Source organism: Enterococcus sp. DIV1368b, assembly GCF_050529595.1.
GTDB lineage: Bacteria > Bacillota > Bacilli > Lactobacillales > Enterococcaceae > Enterococcus_B > Enterococcus_B mundtii.
Genome location: NZ_CP172883.1, coordinates 2425047 through 2442673, shown reverse-complemented (window position 1 = coordinate 2442673; position 17627 = coordinate 2425047). Strand labels below are relative to the sequence as shown.

At 39.5% G+C, this 17627-nt stretch carries 17 protein-coding genes; 16 read left to right on the top strand and 1 reads right to left on the bottom strand.

Annotation, left to right across the window (positions count from 1 at the left end):
• From IGJ19_RS11225 to IGJ19_RS11185, 9 genes are all read left to right on the top strand, one after another.
• Nucleotides 1-261, top strand: a complete 261-nt coding sequence (locus IGJ19_RS11225) for a EutN/CcmL family microcompartment protein (protein ID WP_071867208.1) — start codon at nt 1-3, stop codon at nt 259-261.
• Between the two features lie 12 nt (nt 262-273).
• Nucleotides 274-1416, top strand: coding sequence for an ethanolamine utilization protein EutH (eutH, locus tag IGJ19_RS11220; RefSeq protein ID WP_142433112.1), 1143 nt, complete (start codon nt 274-276; stop codon nt 1414-1416).
• Between the two features lie 13 nt (nt 1417-1429).
• A complete protein-coding gene (locus tag IGJ19_RS11215) occupies nt 1430-1873 on the top strand; it encodes a cupin domain-containing protein (RefSeq protein WP_010734683.1) in 444 nt (147 codons plus the stop codon).
• A 391-nt stretch (nt 1874-2264) separates the two neighbouring features.
• On the top strand, nt 2265-3149 hold the full coding sequence (locus IGJ19_RS11210) for a diacylglycerol/lipid kinase family protein (protein ID WP_086335045.1): 885 nt from the start codon (nt 2265-2267) through the stop codon (nt 3147-3149).
• Between the two features lie 350 nt (nt 3150-3499).
• Complete coding sequence (locus IGJ19_RS11205; protein ID WP_071867229.1) at nt 3500-4522, top strand: phosphate/phosphite/phosphonate ABC transporter substrate-binding protein; 1023 nt, start codon at nt 3500-3502, stop codon at nt 4520-4522.
• 19 nt (nt 4523-4541) lie between these two features.
• On the top strand, nt 4542-5294 hold the full coding sequence (gene phnC, locus IGJ19_RS11200; protein WP_071867204.1) for a phosphonate ABC transporter ATP-binding protein: 753 nt from the start codon (nt 4542-4544) through the stop codon (nt 5292-5294).
• Nucleotides 5295-5305: 11 nt separating this feature from the next.
• Nucleotides 5306-6103: an ABC transporter permease subunit gene (locus IGJ19_RS11195; protein ID WP_161642100.1), complete on the top strand. Its 798-nt coding sequence runs from the start codon at nt 5306-5308 to the stop codon at nt 6101-6103.
• 1 nt (nt 6104) lies between these two features.
• Nucleotides 6105-6995 (top strand): PhnE/PtxC family ABC transporter permease, encoded by an 891-nt coding sequence (locus IGJ19_RS11190; RefSeq protein WP_430604025.1) that lies wholly within the window; start codon nt 6105-6107, stop codon nt 6993-6995.
• A 42-nt stretch (nt 6996-7037) separates the two neighbouring features.
• Nucleotides 7038-7874 carry a PHP domain-containing protein gene (locus IGJ19_RS11185; RefSeq protein ID WP_086335041.1) on the top strand — a complete coding sequence of 279 codons (837 nt, stop codon included), beginning with the start codon at nt 7038-7040 and terminating at the stop codon, nt 7872-7874.
• Nucleotides 7875-8179: 305 nt separating this feature from the next.
• Here the strand turns inward: IGJ19_RS11185 and IGJ19_RS11180 are convergent, their stop codons facing one another.
• On the bottom strand, nt 8180-8869 hold the full coding sequence (locus IGJ19_RS11180; protein ID WP_086335040.1) for an N-acetylmannosamine-6-phosphate 2-epimerase: 690 nt from the start codon (nt 8867-8869) through the stop codon (nt 8180-8182).
• A 240-nt stretch (nt 8870-9109) separates the two neighbouring features.
• On the opposite strand from IGJ19_RS11180, the gene IGJ19_RS11175 reads away from it, so the two are divergent.
• The 7 genes from IGJ19_RS11175 (at nt 9110) to IGJ19_RS11145 (ending at nt 17550) form a co-directional block, all read left to right on the top strand.
• Nucleotides 9110-10303, top strand: coding sequence for an MFS transporter (locus IGJ19_RS11175; protein ID WP_430604023.1), 1194 nt, complete (start codon nt 9110-9112; stop codon nt 10301-10303).
• Nucleotides 10304-10700: 397 nt separating this feature from the next.
• Entirely contained in the window at nt 10701-11033 is a 333-nt protein-coding gene (locus IGJ19_RS11170) for a nucleotide pyrophosphohydrolase (protein ID WP_074799850.1), read from the top strand.
• A gap of 28 nt (nt 11034-11061) precedes the next feature.
• Nucleotides 11062-11775 carry a class A sortase gene (locus IGJ19_RS11165; RefSeq protein WP_071867197.1) on the top strand — a complete coding sequence of 238 codons (714 nt, stop codon included), beginning with the start codon at nt 11062-11064 and terminating at the stop codon, nt 11773-11775.
• A 474-nt stretch (nt 11776-12249) separates the two neighbouring features.
• Entirely contained in the window at nt 12250-13098 is an 849-nt protein-coding gene (licT, locus tag IGJ19_RS11160) for a BglG family transcription antiterminator LicT (protein ID WP_071867196.1), read from the top strand.
• Nucleotides 13099-13216: 118 nt separating this feature from the next.
• Nucleotides 13217-15097 carry a beta-glucoside-specific PTS transporter subunit IIABC gene (locus IGJ19_RS11155; RefSeq protein WP_430604020.1) on the top strand — a complete coding sequence of 627 codons (1881 nt, stop codon included), beginning with the start codon at nt 13217-13219 and terminating at the stop codon, nt 15095-15097.
• A gap of 16 nt (nt 15098-15113) precedes the next feature.
• Nucleotides 15114-16559: a glycoside hydrolase family 1 protein gene (locus IGJ19_RS11150; RefSeq protein ID WP_430604018.1), complete on the top strand. Its 1446-nt coding sequence runs from the start codon at nt 15114-15116 to the stop codon at nt 16557-16559.
• A 289-nt stretch (nt 16560-16848) separates the two neighbouring features.
• Nucleotides 16849-17550 (top strand): GntR family transcriptional regulator, encoded by a 702-nt coding sequence (locus IGJ19_RS11145; protein ID WP_010734698.1) that lies wholly within the window; start codon nt 16849-16851, stop codon nt 17548-17550.
• The last annotated feature ends 77 nt before the right edge of the window (nt 17551-17627 follow it).

The window sequence follows — 17627 nt, the reverse complement described above, 5'->3', positions numbered from 1 at the left end:
ATGTTATTAGGGAAAGTGACTGGAAGTCTATGGTCGACCAGAAAAGATGAAAAACTAAATGGTTGGAAATTACTGATGGTCGATGTATTAGATGAGAAAGAAACGAAAATCGGGTTTATTGTCGCAGCAGACAATGCCGGTGCCGGTGTCGGTGACAAGGTATTGATCAGCAAAGGACAAGCAGCCAGAATTTCAGCTGGTGATCCAGATACACCTATTGATGCAATGATTGTCGGTGTGATTGATTCAATTGAAGAATAAAGGAGTTTTACGATGAGTATCAATGAAATCATTATGTATATCATGGTTCTTTTTATGGTTATCGGCGGGATCGATAAATGTATCGGGAATAAATTAGGATTAGGGGAACAATTTGAAGAAGGTTTGATGGCGATGGGTTCATTAGCCTTATCAATGGTCGGGATCATCACATTAGCACCTGTTCTTGCAACAGTTCTTAGCCCAATCGTTGTACCTGTATATGAATTCTTAGGAGCAGATCCTTCGATGTTTGCGACGACTTTGTTAGCCAACGATATGGGTGGCTTCGCCTTAGCACAACAAATGGCGCATGACCCACAAGCTGGCTTGTTTGCCGGTGCGATCTTAGGCGCAATGATGGGACCAACTTTAGTGTTCACGATCCCTGTTGCTTTAGGAATCATTGAAAAAGAAGATCAACAATACTTAGCAACAGGTGTGCTGAGCGGAATCATTACGATTCCATTAGGTTTGTTAGCAGGTGGCTTAGTTGCTGGCATGCCAATGAGTATGATTTTACCAAACTTATTGCCGATCGTGATCGTTGCCGCTTTGATCATTGTAGGTCTATGGTTAGCGCCACAAGGAATGATCAAAGGATTCAATGTCTTTGGTAAAGGTGTAGTGATCGTTGCAATTGCTGGCTTGGTCATTGGTGCGATCCAACAATTAGTTGACATCACATTGATTCCAGGAATTGCTCCGGTGACAGAAGGTATCGAAGTAGTGGGTGATATTGCGTTGACATTGGCTGGCGCATTCTGTTTAGTGGCAGTCATCACACGAGTGTTTAACAAACCTTTGATGAAATTAGGAAAAGTTTTAGGTATGAATGAAATTGCAGCTGCCGGCATGGTGGCTACATTAGCAAACAATATCCCAATGTTCCAAATGTTAAAAGACATGGACCGTCGTGGGAAAATCATCAACGTGGCATTTGCAGTATCTGCCTCATTTATTTTAGGTGATCACTTAGGCTTTACTGCGGGCGTGGCAAAAGAAATGATTTTCCCAATGATGGTTGGAAAGATTGTTGGTGGGATCACTGCGATCTTTGTTGCAGTATTCATGGCGAATCGTTTATTAGGAAAAGAAAAAGAAGTAATCGTAAGTGAGCAAACAACAACGAAACAAGAGCAAACGATCGTAGAATAGGAGCGTGGCGAAAATGGCAGAATTAGATCGTCAAATGATCGAAAACTTAGTACGACAATTAGTGATGGAAAAATTGATGCCGGCAAAACAGGTCGATCCTAGTGGTGTTGCTTCCATTAGACTAGCAGAAATGACTGTTTCTGAGGAAGATCGCCTTGATACAGGAAACCCTGCTGACCGTGTATATACAAAAGATCTTTTTTCATTACAAGAAAGCCCACGTCTGGGTTGCGGCATTATGGAAATGACCGATACGACTTTTGATTGGACGTTAGAATATGATGAAATCGATTATGTGATTTCTGGTCAGTTAGATGTATTGATCGATGGACGCAAAGTCTCTGCGAAAGCTGGCGAGCTGATTTTGATCCCGAAAAGTACGAGTATCCAGTTCTCAGTAACTGGGGAAGCACGCTTCATCTATGTCACTTATCCAGCAGATTGGCAATCGCAATAAACAAAGTATTTCGGAAGTACCGGTTATTTGGTTTTAAGGATGATCAAATTTCATGCGCTCAAGTAGCAAAAAAAGATATGTGTGATAATCAATCTAAGTGAGTGTTTATTTTTTATTTCAAATATCGTTACATGAGAGCAGGGAAGAAGGTCAAGAATGTACTAAAGCCGAATAACCGGTGCTTCTGAATGGTTTTGGTTTAATGAGTCAAGTGGCACGTTTGAAGTGGCAGTATTTTTTTCGAATGAATGATCTGAAAAGTGAAGTGGTAAATTCTGTTGATTCAGAGTTTATCGCTTTTTTGTTGCTTTTCCCCATAGCATCATTCCTTAGAATTTTCTTGTTTTATGTTATTGTAAGAGAAAGAACAAACTAGAAAGGAAGAAATCGGATGAAAAAAGCGTTGTTGATCGTTAACCCTAGTTCTGGAGGAGAAAAAGCAAAAGAATATGAAGAAATGGCAGAAAATAAATTGCGTCCCCTTTTTGATGAAGTCCAAGTTTTGCACACTGAAAAAAGTGGCGATGCGACGAATTTTGCTCGTGAAGGGGCGCTGGAAAAAATCGATAGTGTCTTTGCGATGGGCGGTGATGGTACGGTGAATGAAGCTATCAGCGGCTTGGCAGAACAAGCGCATCGTCCAAATTTTGGCTTCTTCCCTTTAGGAACGGTGAATGATCTAGCACGAGCGTTGAATATGCCGATTGATCCAGAGGAAGCCATCCAACAATTCTCGATCGAACACACGAAACCGTTAGATATCGGGAAAATCAATGATCAATACTTTATGAACGTCGTTGCCATTGGAACGATTCCAGAAGCGATCAATGACGTTGATCCTGAAAAGAAAACCAAACTAGGAAAGATGGCTTATTTTATTTCTGGCTTCAAACAACTGACAAATACCCAATCCTATACGTTCCATGTGGAAGCTGATGGCGTAGAGGAAGAAATCGAAAGTAGTACCCTGTTGATCGGTTTGACGAACTCGGTCGGTGGTTTTGAAACACTCTTGCCAGAAGCAGAAATCAATGATGGCAAGCTTCATTTTGTATATTTAAAAGACCGCTCATTTTTTGATACCTTAAAAGCAGTACCTGATTTGATCAAAGGAGTCGATGCGACGACGGAGAATCTTGCGTATCAGACAGCAGAGAAGTTAGTGATTTCTTTAGTAGACGAAGAAGAACTAGCAACAAATATCGATGGGGATGAAGGGACAAAACTTCCAGTAACGATCCAAGTATTACCATCACATTTATCCGTTTATTGTTAGAATCAAATTAAGCAAAATCAACTAGACCAACTACCTAAAACCATGAATATGAAAGATAAAAGATAGAAAAGGGCGACTCGGTGATGAAACAAATCAACCGAGTCATCCTTTATTTTTTGCGTTTTTTTGTAAATATTGGATGAATTTGTTAAGAGGATTTCTTGAAGGTTTTATTTATTTCAAAAAAAAACGCAGGTATACCAAGGTGTCGGATGATCAAAGAAAAGAGATCTTGTTTTACAAATGATTTACAATCTTCATCTACTCCTATCGTGAAGTCCATTAGAAATTTACATTGAGTCCATAAAATGAAAGATGTACCAAATAAAAAACAAGGGAGTTTACCACACATGTTTTGGAATAAAAGACGATTGAAAGTTATTAGTGCGATGTTTTTCATGACCGGTTTATTTTTATTAGCTGGGTGTAATTCCAATGCTCAAGCAGATGGCGAAAGCCAGAATTCTGCCGAACCAATCAAGATTGCTTTTTATCCCAATGAATCAGCAAGTGAATTTGAACAATCAAGAAATGAGATCCAAACGATCGTATCGGAAGCAACAGGTAGAGATGTCGAGATCGTCATTAGTACAGATTATAATATCGTGATCGAATCGATTGCGAACGGACAAGTAGATTTAGCGTATATGGGACCAGATGGCTATATTGAAGCCAATCGCAAAAATGAAAATGTTCAAGCGATTTTAACAAATTCGGGTGCAAGTGGCACTCTGGAAGATGCTGTTTATTACAGTTTTATTGTCGTCAATGAAGAAGATACAGCGGAGTATCAAGAGGGTGATGGCTATACGTTGGAACCGATTGAAGGCAAAACGTTTTCCTTTGTCTCTAATTCTTCCACTTCTGGGTTTAGAGTACCGAGTCAAGCAATCGTTGACCAATTTGGACTTGGTAGTTCGGATGAATTGATCATTGATGGTGACTTCTTCAATAAAGTACTTTTCGGAGGTTCTCACCAAGGTTCTGCGGTGAACTTACTTAAAGGCGATGCAGACGTAGCGGCATTTATGAACATGGCTCAATATTTTGATGTCGTGGAAGGTGAAGAAAATAAAGCGGGTGTCGTTTACCAAGTAAAAGCAGATGCAGAGGCACCATTTGATACAGTAAGAGGCGAAAAAGTACGTGTGATCCATTCGATCCCAGTGTTAAATGGACCATTTGTTGTCAACAGAGATAATCTGGATGAAGAAACAGTCGATAAAATCACTCAAGCCATGATGAGTGAAGAAGTGACGAATAATGAAGCGATCTTTTCACCAAAAGACTCAGAATCTGTGGGTCTATATCAGAAAGAAGCGGATGAACAATTCGTTGAAGTCACTGATAGTTTCTATGACCCACTTCGCTAAGAAGTAGAAAGGACGAGCCATGCTATTACAAGTAGACTCGATTTCAAAAACCTATAGTAACGGGAAACAAGCGTTAAAGGACATTTCCTTTCAACTAGAAAAAGGAGAATTTGTTTCGATCATCGGACCATCAGGTGCAGGAAAATCCACGATTTTGCGTTGTATCAATCAGTTGATTTCTGCGAATGAAGGGGTTGTTCTCTTTGAAGATGAGGACATGCAACGTCTAAAGAAGAAGCCTTTACGCTTAAAAAGAAGAAGAATCGGTATGATTTTCCAGCATTATAATTTAGTCAGTCGCCTCACAGCTGTTGAAAATGTCCTTCACGGTAGACTTGGATACAAGTCTGCTGTGAAAGGCTCGATTGGTGTCTACAATGAAGAGGAAAAACAGGAAGCCTTCGATTTGCTAGAAAAAGTCGGATTATCAGAGTTTGCTTACACACGTTGTGATGAATTGAGTGGTGGACAAAAACAACGTGTCGGGATTGCCCGAGCATTGATGCAACGTCCTGCGTTGATCTTATGTGATGAGCCGATCGCCTCCTTAGACCCCAAATCTTCAAAAGTCGTTATGGATTATTTACGGCAAGTGACGAAAGAATTAGATATTGCTTGTCTAGTGAATCTTCACCAAGTAGAAGTTGCGATCGATTATTCCGATCGGATCATTGGCGTGAATAGTGGCAATGTCGTGTTCTCTGGAAACCCAGATGAACTGACAACAAATCAAATCAATCAGATTTATCAGTCTGATGAATTGTTAGTATAGGGAGGGCTTGGATGGATAAAACACTGAATCAAGATCTCTTTCGTAAAAAGAAGCAGTTTTTATTTGTGACACTCTTTAGCTTTGTTGTCGTGTACATTGCCTTTTCACAATTTGTTGGCTTTCAATTTGGTGCAGCTATTGCGGCGATTCCCCAAAGTTTTTTCTGGTTGTTCACCAATTTTATCCCAACGGAAAATTCGATCCAATCTTTGCCATTGATCTTATCTAAATTACTTGAGACGGTTTTGTTGTCGATCACAGCAACGATGACTGCCACAGTATTTTCATTGATTACGGCAATCATTGGTTCAGAGACAACTGGCCTGAATAAGGGAACAAAAACAGTGGCGCGGGTCTTTGCTAGTTTTTTTAGAAATATCCCGATTGTGGTTTGGGCAATGGTCCTACTGTTGAGTTTCAAACAAAATGAATTTACTGGTTATTTAGCCATCACCTTTACAACGTACGGTTACTTGACGCGCTCGTTTATGGAAACGATCGATGAAGTGGCAGGAAGTATCACAGAAGCGATGACGGCGACTGGTGCTTCTTACTTTGCGATCATTTTTCAAGGCGTCTTACCGATGGTCTTTGGTCAGCTGATCAGTTGGATATTGTTCATGATCGAAAACAACATCCGTGATGCAACATTAGTCGGCATATTGACCGGAACGGGGATTGGTTTTCTGTTTGACCTCTATTATAAGAAATTTCGCTACGATATGGCAGGAATGGTCATCTTGACGATCGTCATCATCGTGATCGCACTGGAACTTTCGTCCAATAAAATTAGGAGGATGATTCATTGATATGGCCCAACGACAAAGTGAACTTGAATTAGCGGTGACAGAAACCGTCTTAGCCCAACCGACAAAAATCAGACGAAATGCTAAAAAGAAAATCCGGATTCGCGTGTGGAAAACCTATCGGATCGTCCCTTGGGTCTTGTTTACGCTACTGACTAGTATATCGATCTACACCTTATTCACGATGAATTATGGAGAGGTCGTCTTGCTGGATGCGACGCGACAATTTTTTACAGACTTGCAACGGATTTTTCTCCAGCCAAGACTCTCAGGACGTTTTCCCTTTGAAGCATTGCTTCAAGCATTAGGTATGACTATAGGTTTAGCAGTGATCACCACATTGCTCGGTGGAGTGACAGCTTTCTTGATGGCATTGTTTACAGCAAGGAATATCAGCCAGTCGGGCATATCAAATGCGATCCGAACAGTAATGTCATTCATCCGTGCGGTTCCAACGATCTTGTGGGTCATGATTTTCTCGATCTTGATTGGATTGGGTGCGAATGCGGCGATCATTGGCATGTCTTTTCACACGATTGCTTACCTCACAAAGGTCTTTTCTGAGAGTATTGAAGAAATCGATTCTGGTGTGATCGAAGCATTGCGTGCGTGTGGGGCAAGTTGGTGGCAGGTGGTGTTCCAAGCAATTTTACCTTCTTGTATGACCTCTTTGCTTTCTTGGTTGTTCATCCGTTTTGAGATCAACTTTACCAATGCGATTGCCGTAGGTGCCGCCGCAGGAGCGGGTGGTTTAGGGTTCCAACTTGCGATGACAAGTAGTTTTTATTTTGATTTTCATGAGATCGGCGTATTAGTGTATATGATTTTAGCTGTAGTTGCGATCTTAGAAGTCGTGGCGATCAGACTACGAAAAAAATATATCATTCACGCTTGATTGAGATGAAATTGACTGGAACAAAGGAGAGGAGAACGTCAAGTGAAAGCAGATTTGCATGTCCATAGTTACTTTTCAGATGGCAGCAGTTCACCAGAAGAACTACTCAAATTAGCATTGAAGCATCACATGAATATCCTGTCCGTCGTAGATCAAGATACCTCGGCGGGATTAGCTCATATAAGACAGGTCTTCGCTCCTTCCCCAATCAATTTTATTGAAGGCATCGAAGTGACCGCTTATGATTTCAAACGCCGGCAACAGGTACATATCTTAGGGTATAATCTACTGAATTATCAGTATATCGAACAGTTATGTGAACCGTTGCGTGCGGCGCGAACAAGAAATACCTTACGTCAGTTGAGACGTATCCAAACTGAAGGATTTCGTATCAAAGAAGAGCAGGTGAGACAGTTTGCGAAACAGGCGACCGCTCTTTACAAACAACACATCATGTCTGCGTTGATCAAAGCAGGATATGATACATCGATTGATGGACATCTTTACCGTAAATTATTCAAATATAATGATTTTGGTCAAGAAGAGACAGAAATGATCAATGTCTACGAAGTGATCCAAGCAATCAAGCTCGGTGGCGGGATGTCCGTCGTTGCCCACCCAGGAAAGCTCGACAGTTTCGAGTTGATCCCGGAGCTGGCTTCGTTTGGTATTGATGGTATCGAAAAATATCATCCAGAACATAGTTTGAAAGATCAACGAAAAGTACAGGAATTAGTTGATCGTTTCAATATCCACTGTTTTGGAGGATCTGATTTTAAAGGGAAAAACGGACCAGATTATTTTGGCGAGTGTGCCATGGCTGATGTACGTGAATTTCCTGACGAGTTATTACTCGATGCACAGATGAAAGCAAACTAAACATTATTTTCTTTTTTATCCTATATTTTATTTAGCCCCCCGGCTGAAAAAGACGGTCTTTCCATTCGTGCGATCATCCTTGCACGTGTTGAAAGACCGTTTTTTGTGTAGGTAAAAAGTATTTAGTACGCCATTATTGTCTAAAATGGAATAAACGAAGTTCAAGAAGGGACACTTCAATAATAAGAGGTTACTTCTGTTCCCGCCGTTTATTCGGTTATAGGTGGGGGAGGTGAACGAATGTCCCACTCCCGATCAGCGTGAACCGTTACTTAAAGACAGTGGTTTTTTGTTTTCAAGTGTTGTCAATCTAACGCAGCAACAAATCGTTGAGTGATTTCTTGTGGGCGGGTAATGGCGCCACCAACCACGATACCAGCTACACCTAACGCTTGGATTTCTTTCGCTTGTTGGGGTGTGTGGATCTTTCCTTCTGCAATCACACATACATCGGCTTCAAGAAGTCGTTTGATCAACTGCACATCAGGCCCTTCTGTTTCTTCACTTTCTTCGGTATAGCCGCTTAATGTCGTCCCAACAAAATCGATCCCGGCTTTATAAGCATTGATTCCTTCTTCAAAGGTCGCAATATCTGCCATAAATAATTGATTAGGATATTTCGTTTTGATTTGTTCAATGAATGCGCTGATCGATAAGCCATCGTGTCGTTTACGCAGGGTACAATCAAGTGCAATCACTTCGACGCCAGTGGCGACTAATTCATCCACTTCTTTCATGGTTGCAGTGATAAACGGTTTTTCAGGGGGATAATCCCGTTTGATGATACCAATCATCGGTAAATCAACTTTTTCTTTGATCTCTAAAATATCTCTGACTGAATTTGCCCGAATACCGACTGCGCCAGCTTTCTTTGCAGCTAGTGCAAAATAAGGCATCAAGCCACCATCTTCTGAATAAAAAACTTCGTCAGGTAATGCTTGGCAAGAAACGATCAATCCATGACTGATTTGTTCTAAAAATTCTTGTTTGTCCATTTGTCAAAAACTCCATTCTGAAAACAATAGTAAGCCATTTCTACCAAGAAATATAGCATCCGCTTTCATGAGTGTAAAGAGAAAGGGCTCTATTCACAGCACCTTCCATTGGAAAAATCATTCGTTTACAAAAGAAGGATCAAAATTTTTTCGCATATACTGAAAAAGTTCTTGATTTTTTCTTGGATTTTGGATATGATTTTAACAATTTAGGGTGATTTAAAGAAAAGGGGAAGAAAAATGACGAAGTATCAACGAAAGGTATTATTATCAACATCGGCGGGTATTGCTTTAGAAAATATGGATATTATGTTTTTAGCGTTTTCATTATCTTCAATGATCGCAACTTTTAATATTAGTGGAACGCAAGCAGGGTTGATTGCAACAATCACTAATTTAGGGATGCTCGTTGGAGGTATTTTTTTTGGATTGATGGCGGATAAATATGGGAGAGTCAAAGTATTTTCGCAAACAGTCATTTTGTTCTCAATTGCTTCTTTACTCATGTATTTTGCATCGAATATTTATCTTGTTTATCTGTTTCGTTTTATCGCAGGAATCGGCGCTGGTGGGGAATACGGCGCATGTATGTCTTTGATTTCTGAAAGCTTTTCAAAGAAACAAATCGGGCGTGCATCTTCTGTCGCTGCAATCGGCGCACAAGTTGGTGCAGCTTTGGCAGCCATCTTAGCAGCGGTGATCATTCCTTTGTTTGGCTGGAAAATGCTTTACGTCATCGGTGTCTTGCCGGTCTTGATGGTTTTATTTATTCGAAGAGGGCTAAAAGAACCAGAGGCATTTGAAGAAACAAAAGAAACTGGGAAAAAGACAAAGCTTAGTCATTTGTTCCAAACGAAACACATGGCATGGCAAACGACTGGTCTTAGTCTGATGGTTACTGTACAGATTGCCGGCTACTTCGGATTGATGAATTGGTTGCCTTCAATCATGCAGGCACAATTAGGTCTATCAGTATCGGGGTCCTCTTTATGGATGATCAGCACGATTTTAGGGATGTCATTAGGGATGATGACGTTTGGGATCATCATGGATAAAGTTGGTCCAACCCTCGCATTTGGCTTGTTTCTGATTTGCTCCTCTTTGTCTGTCTTTTTACTCGTACTTGCACACAGTCAATGGAGTTTAGTTGCGGCAGCAGTAGTCGTAGGTTACTTCATCAACGGAATATATGGTGGTTATGGAGCGATCATCAGTAGTTTGTATCCAACAGAGATCCGTGCGACAGCGAATAACTTTATCATGAACCTAGGACGAGCAGTAGGCGGTTTTTCATCGATCGTGATCGGCTTTCTAATGGACCATTATAGTTTGACGGCTGTTATTCTATTTCTGAGTGGAATTTATTTAATCAGTTTCCTTGTCTTGTTGACTTTATCAGGAGTAAGAGATCTGAAAACAAGTTTACAACAATAGTAAATGGATCAAAGGGATATTCTAACATATGATTAAATTGAGGCTGTGATAGAAGCGTCTTGACCTGAACAGTAAGAAAAAATTGAAAAATAGTTATTCATATTTTACAATTGTCTAACTTATTGTTGAAGGTCAGCTTCTGGAACACCGTTTATTCGATTTTAAAGGGCATAAGATGACTAGTGTCTCAGGCCCATTACATAAAATACGTACCTATGATTTGTAATAGCAAGGCATTGAAGAAACTCAAGTTGTCTTTTATCCTTGATGAAAAAATAATACGCATATTTTCTCCACATAATAAAAAATATAAAACATTATTAAAATAAGTCTAAACTATTTTTACTTTAAACATGGTATGATTAATTTAGCTTGATTTAAAAATAGGAGAAGATCAATGGAAAAAAGCATGGAAAAAATCAATCAATTTAGAGATGATCGCAATTGGCGACAATTTCATAATGAAAAAGATTTAGCAATTTCGATTTCTTTAGAAGCCTCAGAGTTATTAGAGTTATTCCAATGGAAGCAACCAGAAGAAGTCACCACCACTCAGCTTGAACGAATCAAAGAAGAACTAGCAGATGTGTTGATATACTCTTATATGATGGCCGACAATCTAAATTTAGATATCGATACGATCATTGAAGAAAAATTAGAAAAAAACAATCAGAAATACCCAGTAGAAAAAAGTAAAAACAGCAAAGAAAAATATACAGAATTATCATAGGAAGATAAGCGTGGAAGGTGGAAGATACATGAAAAAAAAAGGAAGAGCCAAAAAGTGGCTGGTCAATTTCCTATTGTTTCTACTATTATTAGTAGGATTAGCCTTGATCTTTAATGAACAGATCAAAGATTTTTTTGTTAAAAATACGGGAGATGCGTACGCTATTTCTAATGTGACTCGTGATGATATTGTCAAAAATAATCAAAAAGAAGCAAACTTTGATTTTGATTCAGTTGAATCAATGAGTTCAGAAGCGGTGTTAAGAGCCCAATTGAATCGACCAGATCTACCAGTCATTGGAAGTATCGCCGTCCCATCCGTCTCGATCAACTTACCGATTTTTAGAGGGTTAGATAATGCAAACTTATTGTACGGTGCCGGAACATTAGACCCAGATCAAGAAATGGGGAAAGGAAACTATGCCTTAGCAAGTCATCGTGCCAACAATCCGGAATTACTTTTTACTCCGTTAGAAAACCTAAACTTAGGTGATAAAATCTATATCGTCGATTTAGAAAATGTCTACACGTACAAAGCAACATTCAAAGAAAAAGTCGATCCTTCGGCAACAGAATTATTGAACATCGAAGAAGGAAAAGAATTGATCACCTTGATCACTTGTGGTGATATGGATGCCATTACACGCCTAGTCGTCCAAGGAGAACTCGAAAGTATCACACCAATGAAAGAAGCCACCCAAGAAATGAAAAACGCCTTTGACATGCCAACGAGAACGTTTTAGGTAAGGTTGTGAAAAAAGCGATCAGCACTAAGGCATAAGACAGAAAAATTGAAAATGGCTTTTTCATTTTTGATTTTTTTGGCTTATGACCGAAGTGTTGCTTCTTGAACACCGTTTATCAAGGTTGTGAGAAAAACGTTTTGATCTGAGCAGTAAGATAGAAAAAAGCTTTTCATATTCTGATCATCAACATCACAATAGAGGAAAAAGGATAGAAATGGCTCGTTCATTTCTATCCTTTTTCGTTGCTCTCATCGCTTGTATATTGGATTCATTGTGTCAAGATGCTTAAAGTTATTCTCCTTTTAAAAAAAATAAAAACTATGAAAAGGGTTGCATAACGAATGTGATAGTGGTATAGTAAACGTAGTTAATCAATGGATTGTTACTGTTCGGCAGGCAAAACCAGAATTCAGCTAGTAATTACGGGCGGATTCTAGGTTTTTTTATTTTTTAGTTGGGAGGTCGATGTAGATGGTCATAGAAAAAGTCTTGAATAATAATGTTGTCATTTCAAAAAATGAATTAGGCGAAGAAATCATCTGCATGGGAAAAGGTCTTGCTTTTCAAAAAAAATCAGGCGATACGATCTCTGAAGAATCGATCCAAAAAGAATTTGTGCTAAAAGATTCTTTTACTACGCATCAGTTCCAACAATTGATGGCGGATGTCCCATTAGAAGAGGTCGATCTTGTGAAGCAGATCGTCGACCTTGCCGAAGAACAACTAAACATCCAATTATCGCCAAACATCTATTTGACACTGACCGATCATATCCATTACGCGATCAGTCGAGCAAAGGAAAACATCGAATTACCGAATCCTTTATTATTTGAAACAAAAAAGTTTTATCCTAAAGAATATCGAGCAGCCAAACAAGCCCTTCAACTTGTTGAAGAAAAGCTCGGTGTGACCTTACCAATGGATGAAGCAGGCTTCATAGCCTTTCATTTCGTCAATAGTGAACAGGGAAATGGCGACATGCAAGTAACGATGGCGGCAACGAAAATGGTGCGAGATATCCTAAGTATCATCAGTAAATTTTTTGGCATCGCCTTTGACGAAGATTCCTTAAATTATCAGCGGATCATTACACATTTACAATTTTTCACACAACGATACTTAAAAGATGAAACTTCGGATGAGAAAGATGAATTTCTTTATGCACTTGTCCAAGGAAAATATCCAAAAGCATTTCGCTGTGTGGAACGGATCAATGAATACCTGATACAAACACAGCAAAAAGAGATGGGACCAGGGGAACAAATCTACCTGACGATCCACATCCAACGTGTAGTAACTGAAAAACAAACCCAATCATAAGGATTGTTACTGGATCAAGCAGGCAAAACCTAGATTGAAAATATGGACACGTCTAATCACGTGACCGTTTTTTCAATCTAGGTTTTTTATTTTTATCAAAAAGAAAGAAGGAAAGAATATGGATAATCAAGCAGTAGGACGGAGAGTCTGGGAAGCCGTAGGTGGAGAAAAAAATGTTAATAGTTTAGTGCATTGTGCGACCAGACTGCGTTTCAAATTAAAAGATGAATCAATTGCAGATACGCAGAAATTAAAAAATGACCCCGATGTCATCCAAGTCGTTCAAAGTGGCGGACAATATCAAGTCGTGATCGGCAGCAATGTGTCTGATGTCTATCAAGCAATTGTGGATGAACAAGGCTTAGGAGAAGGGGCAAGTTCAGAAAGTGAGGATACTAGTAAAAATCCTTTGAATCGCTTGATCGATATTATTTCAAGTATTTTCACTCCATTCTTAGGTGCCATGGCAGCTGCTGGGATTTTGAAAGGTTTCTTATCACTGGCGACAGTTCTCGGTTGGCTGGCAGCAGAGAGTGGCACTTACCAAATCTTGTTTGCAGCAGCAGATGGTGTCTTTACTTTCCTACCAGTGATGTTGGCCTTTACAGCCGCGAAGAAATTCAAGACCAATCAATTTTTGTCAGTAGCAATTGCGATGGCATTAGTTTATCCAACGATCACGCAATTAGCAGGATCAGGTGTTGCAGTTGATTTCTTTGGTCTTCCAGTGATCTTGTCTCAATCAGGCTATACTTCTTCTGTTATTCCAATCATCTTAGCGGTTTGGGTACAAAGTAAGTTTGAGCCACTTGTGAAGAAAGTTATTCCACAATTTTTACAAATGATTTTTGTACCAATGATCGTCTTGTTAGTCATGGTGCCTTTGACATTCTTAGTATTAGGACCAATTGGAACCGTTATCGGTAATGCCTTAGGTGGGTTGTTCAATTCGATTTATAGCTTCAGTCCATTAGTTGCTGGGGTTATCATGGGTAGCATGTGGCAAGTGTTAGTTATGTTCGGGATGCACTGGGGCTTTGTGCCAATCATCTTCTTGAATATCGAACAATATGGCTTTGATGTTTTGATGCCAATGCTTTTACCAGCAATTTTGGCACAAGGTGGTGCAGCATTAGGTGTAGCTTTACGTACGAAAGATTCAAAATTACGCTCATTAGGGATCTCTTCAATGATTACTTCGTTCTTTGGAATCACTGAACCGACTGTTTACGGTGTGACGTTACCTTTGAAAAAACCATTTATCGTTGCCTGTATTTCCGGTGGGATTGGTGGAGGAATCATCGGGTTTGCTGGCGTAAAAGCATTCTCTAGTGGTTTGATCAGTTTACTGACCATCCCAACATTTATCAGTACCGATCCAGCGCTTGAATCAAGTGTAACTATGGCGATCATTGGTACAGCAGTTGCTTTTGTTCTTGGTTTTGTCGGTACTTACTTGATTGGTTTTGATGAAGAAGTACAAGATGAAAAATTAGAAGCAACAGAAACAACAGAAACAACAACAGGGGATACGATCAGCACAGCACGTCAGAATTTGAAAAGTCCATTGACTGGAAAAGTCTTACCACTGACAGAAGTACCAGATAAAGTCTTCTCTTCTGGGGCAATGGGAAAAGGGATTGCAATCGATCCTGAGAAGGGCGAATTAGTTGCACCGGCAGATGGCGAAATCACGACGATTTTTCCAACAGGTCATGCAGTTGGTTTGACAACCACAGATGGTGTAGAGATTTTGATGCATATCGGAATGGATACTGTCGAATTAAACGGTGAAGGATTCTCAACATTTGTGAAACAAGGAGATAAAGTAAAAGCAGGGGACTTGCTTGTCCGCTTTGATATTGAGAAAATAAAAGCAGCAGGCTATAGCGTGATCACCCCTGTAGTCGTAACGAATACCGATCACTTTGCAGATGTGTTAGAACTTGATCAACAAGAAATTATTGCTAATGAAGATTTTCTGGCAATTGTAAAATAAAAGGAGGAAAACAATCATGACAGCACGATTCAAAAAAGACTTTTTATGGGGTGGCGCAACAGCCGCAAATCAATTAGAAGGTGCTTTCGACCGCGATGGAAAAGGCTTATCTGTCGCCGATGCAATGCCTGGTGGCAAACAACGTTTTGCAATCATCGGAAGCGAAGAATTTGATTGGACGATCGATGAGGAGAAATACCTTTATCCGAATCATCGTGGAATCGAACATTACGATCACTTCAAAGAAGATATTGCATTATTTGCAGAAATGGGTTTTAAAAGTTATCGTTTCTCCATTGCTTGGACACGAATTTTCCCCCAAGGTGATGAGCAAACACCGAATGAAGCGGGCTTAACTTTCTATGATGAATTGATCGATACTTGCTTGAGTTATGATATCGAGCCAGTCATTACGATTTCTCATTATGAAATGCCATTACATTTAGCAAAAGAATACGGTGGGTGGAAAAATCGTCAGTTGATTGAGTTTTATGAACGTTTTGCTCGCACCGTGTTAGAACGTTACAGCAGCAAAGTGAAATATTGGATGACGTTCAATGAAATCAATTCAGCTTTCCATTTCCCAGCATTGAGTCAAGGATTGGTCAAAAGCAATGGCGCAAGTGACTACCAAAATATTTTCCAAGCATGGCATAATCAGTTTGTCGCTAGCAGTAAAGCGGTGAAGATCGCACATGAGTTGCGTTCGGATATCCAAGTAGGCTGTATGATCATTTATGCAACGACCTATAGTATTGATGCAAACCCGATCAATCAAGTGGCTACAGTGATCCAAAATCAAGAGTTCAACTTCTTCTGTACAGATGTGCAAGTTCGCGGCGAATATCCAGCCTATACAGCACGTACGTATAAGAAATATGGTGTGGACGCGGAAAAACTAGAACAAACAGAAGAAGATTTCCAATTATTAAAAGAGTATCCAGTGGATTATATCGGGTTTAGTTACTATATGTCATCAGCTATCGATGAAACCAATCCAGATGCCGATACATCGAATGGAAACCTACTAGGCGGCGTGAAGAATCCATTCCTTGAAGCAAGTGAGTGGGGCTGGCAAATCGACCCTGAAGGATTGCGCGTGGCGTTGAACGAATTATATAACCGCTATGAAAAACCACTGTTTATTGTTGAAAATGGCTTGGGTGCGATCGATAAAGTGGAAGAAGATGGCTCAATCAATGATGATTATCGGATCGATTACTTGCGTCGTCATATCGAAGCAATGGCTGAGGCAGTTGCTGATGGGGTTGATTTGATGGGCTACACACCATGGGGCTGTATCGATTTAGTTAGTGCATCTACAGGGGAAATGAGTAAACGCTATGGATTTATTTATGTCGACCTTGATGATGAAGGAAATGGGACGTTAGCACGTACCAAGAAAAAATCTTTTGACTGGTACAAGGCAGTCATTAAAACGAACGGCGAAGAATTAGGATAAATAACGACTGGGCCATTTTTATAGAAAGGCCTTTCACCACAAAAGTCCTTACAAATTTAATGATTGTTTGAAATTTCTGATAAAATTCTCCTTGTTTTTATAATCGGCAATTATGTTATTAAAACAAGGATATAACAAAGGTACGAAAAAAGTAGGGTAATAAGCTTAGACGTTTTGTTATGTCTAAGCTTATTATTTGTACATAGGTAGACCAATTATCAATATTTCTATTCTTTTTTTTGTTTATTTATGTTATTCTTTTACTAACATAAAGGTGAAAGGTGAAGCTATGAAAAGAACGCGTGTATTATATTTAGAAGTAGCAGACAAGATCAAAGAGGATATTTTTTCAGGAAAGTATCCGGTGGGGAGTATGTTACCGACTGAAAATGAGTTAGAAGAATTGTTCCAAGTGAGTAAAATCACTGTGCGAAAAGCCATCGAGTTATTAGCTACAGATGAATATGTCGAAAAGAAAAGTGGTCGGGGAACGACAGTATTAAGCAATCGTCCCTACAATCGTTTATCTAAAGCCGAAAGTTTTACTCAGATTTTAAAAGATTCCCAATATGAGGTTCGCAAAGAAACGATTGGTTTAGAAAAAATCAGTATCAAAAAAGATCATCCATTATATTCGATGTTTGGTTCAGCTGCAGTATGCTTCAAGCGTTTGTACTATTTAAATGACCAACCATATATCTATTTTGTTCACTATTTACCAAAAGACATGAATAAAATGAAACAAAAAGAATTTGATAAAGAATCTTTGTACCGGTTGCTCACACAGAACAATCACATTATCGACTCTTTTTCAGATGACTTTTCTGCCACGTTTTTAACAGATGAAGAAAAAGCACTATTAAAGACGACTTCAGAAATCGGGATCAAGCGTGTACGTCGATCAACGACGGAAGATCGAGAAGTAGTCGAGTATTCAGAGGCAATTTATCATACGGATCTACATCCTTATCATATCAACTACGAAACATAGACAATCGCAATGAGGTCGGGGCAGAAGTGTGTAGCCTCGAGAAATAAGGCGTCATCCATGAAAATTGTTCTTCAAAT

Coding starts and splice junctions, on each gene's coding strand:
- IGJ19_RS11225 (WP_071867208.1), top strand. CDS start 1: ATGTTATTAGGGAAAGTGACTGGAAGTCTATGGTCGACCAGAAAAGAT.
- eutH (WP_142433112.1), top strand. CDS start 274: ATGAGTATCAATGAAATCATTATGTATATCATGGTTCTTTTTATGGTT.
- IGJ19_RS11215 (WP_010734683.1), top strand. CDS start 1,430: ATGGCAGAATTAGATCGTCAAATGATCGAAAACTTAGTACGACAATTA.
- IGJ19_RS11210 (WP_086335045.1), top strand. CDS start 2,265: ATGAAAAAAGCGTTGTTGATCGTTAACCCTAGTTCTGGAGGAGAAAAA.
- IGJ19_RS11205 (WP_071867229.1), top strand. CDS start 3,500: ATGTTTTGGAATAAAAGACGATTGAAAGTTATTAGTGCGATGTTTTTC.
- phnC (WP_071867204.1), top strand. CDS start 4,542: ATGCTATTACAAGTAGACTCGATTTCAAAAACCTATAGTAACGGGAAA.
- IGJ19_RS11195 (WP_161642100.1), top strand. CDS start 5,306: ATGGATAAAACACTGAATCAAGATCTCTTTCGTAAAAAGAAGCAGTTT.
- IGJ19_RS11190 (WP_430604025.1), top strand. CDS start 6,105: ATGGCCCAACGACAAAGTGAACTTGAATTAGCGGTGACAGAAACCGTC.
- IGJ19_RS11180 (WP_086335040.1), bottom strand. CDS start 8,869: ATGGACAAACAAGAATTTTTAGAACAAATCAGTCATGGATTGATCGTT.
- IGJ19_RS11175 (WP_430604023.1), top strand. CDS start 9,110: ATGACGAAGTATCAACGAAAGGTATTATTATCAACATCGGCGGGTATT.
- IGJ19_RS11170 (WP_074799850.1), top strand. CDS start 10,701: ATGGAAAAAAGCATGGAAAAAATCAATCAATTTAGAGATGATCGCAAT.
- IGJ19_RS11165 (WP_071867197.1), top strand. CDS start 11,062: ATGAAAAAAAAAGGAAGAGCCAAAAAGTGGCTGGTCAATTTCCTATTG.
- licT (WP_071867196.1), top strand. CDS start 12,250: ATGGTCATAGAAAAAGTCTTGAATAATAATGTTGTCATTTCAAAAAAT.
- IGJ19_RS11155 (WP_430604020.1), top strand. CDS start 13,217: ATGGATAATCAAGCAGTAGGACGGAGAGTCTGGGAAGCCGTAGGTGGA.
- IGJ19_RS11150 (WP_430604018.1), top strand. CDS start 15,114: ATGACAGCACGATTCAAAAAAGACTTTTTATGGGGTGGCGCAACAGCC.
- IGJ19_RS11145 (WP_010734698.1), top strand. CDS start 16,849: ATGAAAAGAACGCGTGTATTATATTTAGAAGTAGCAGACAAGATCAAA.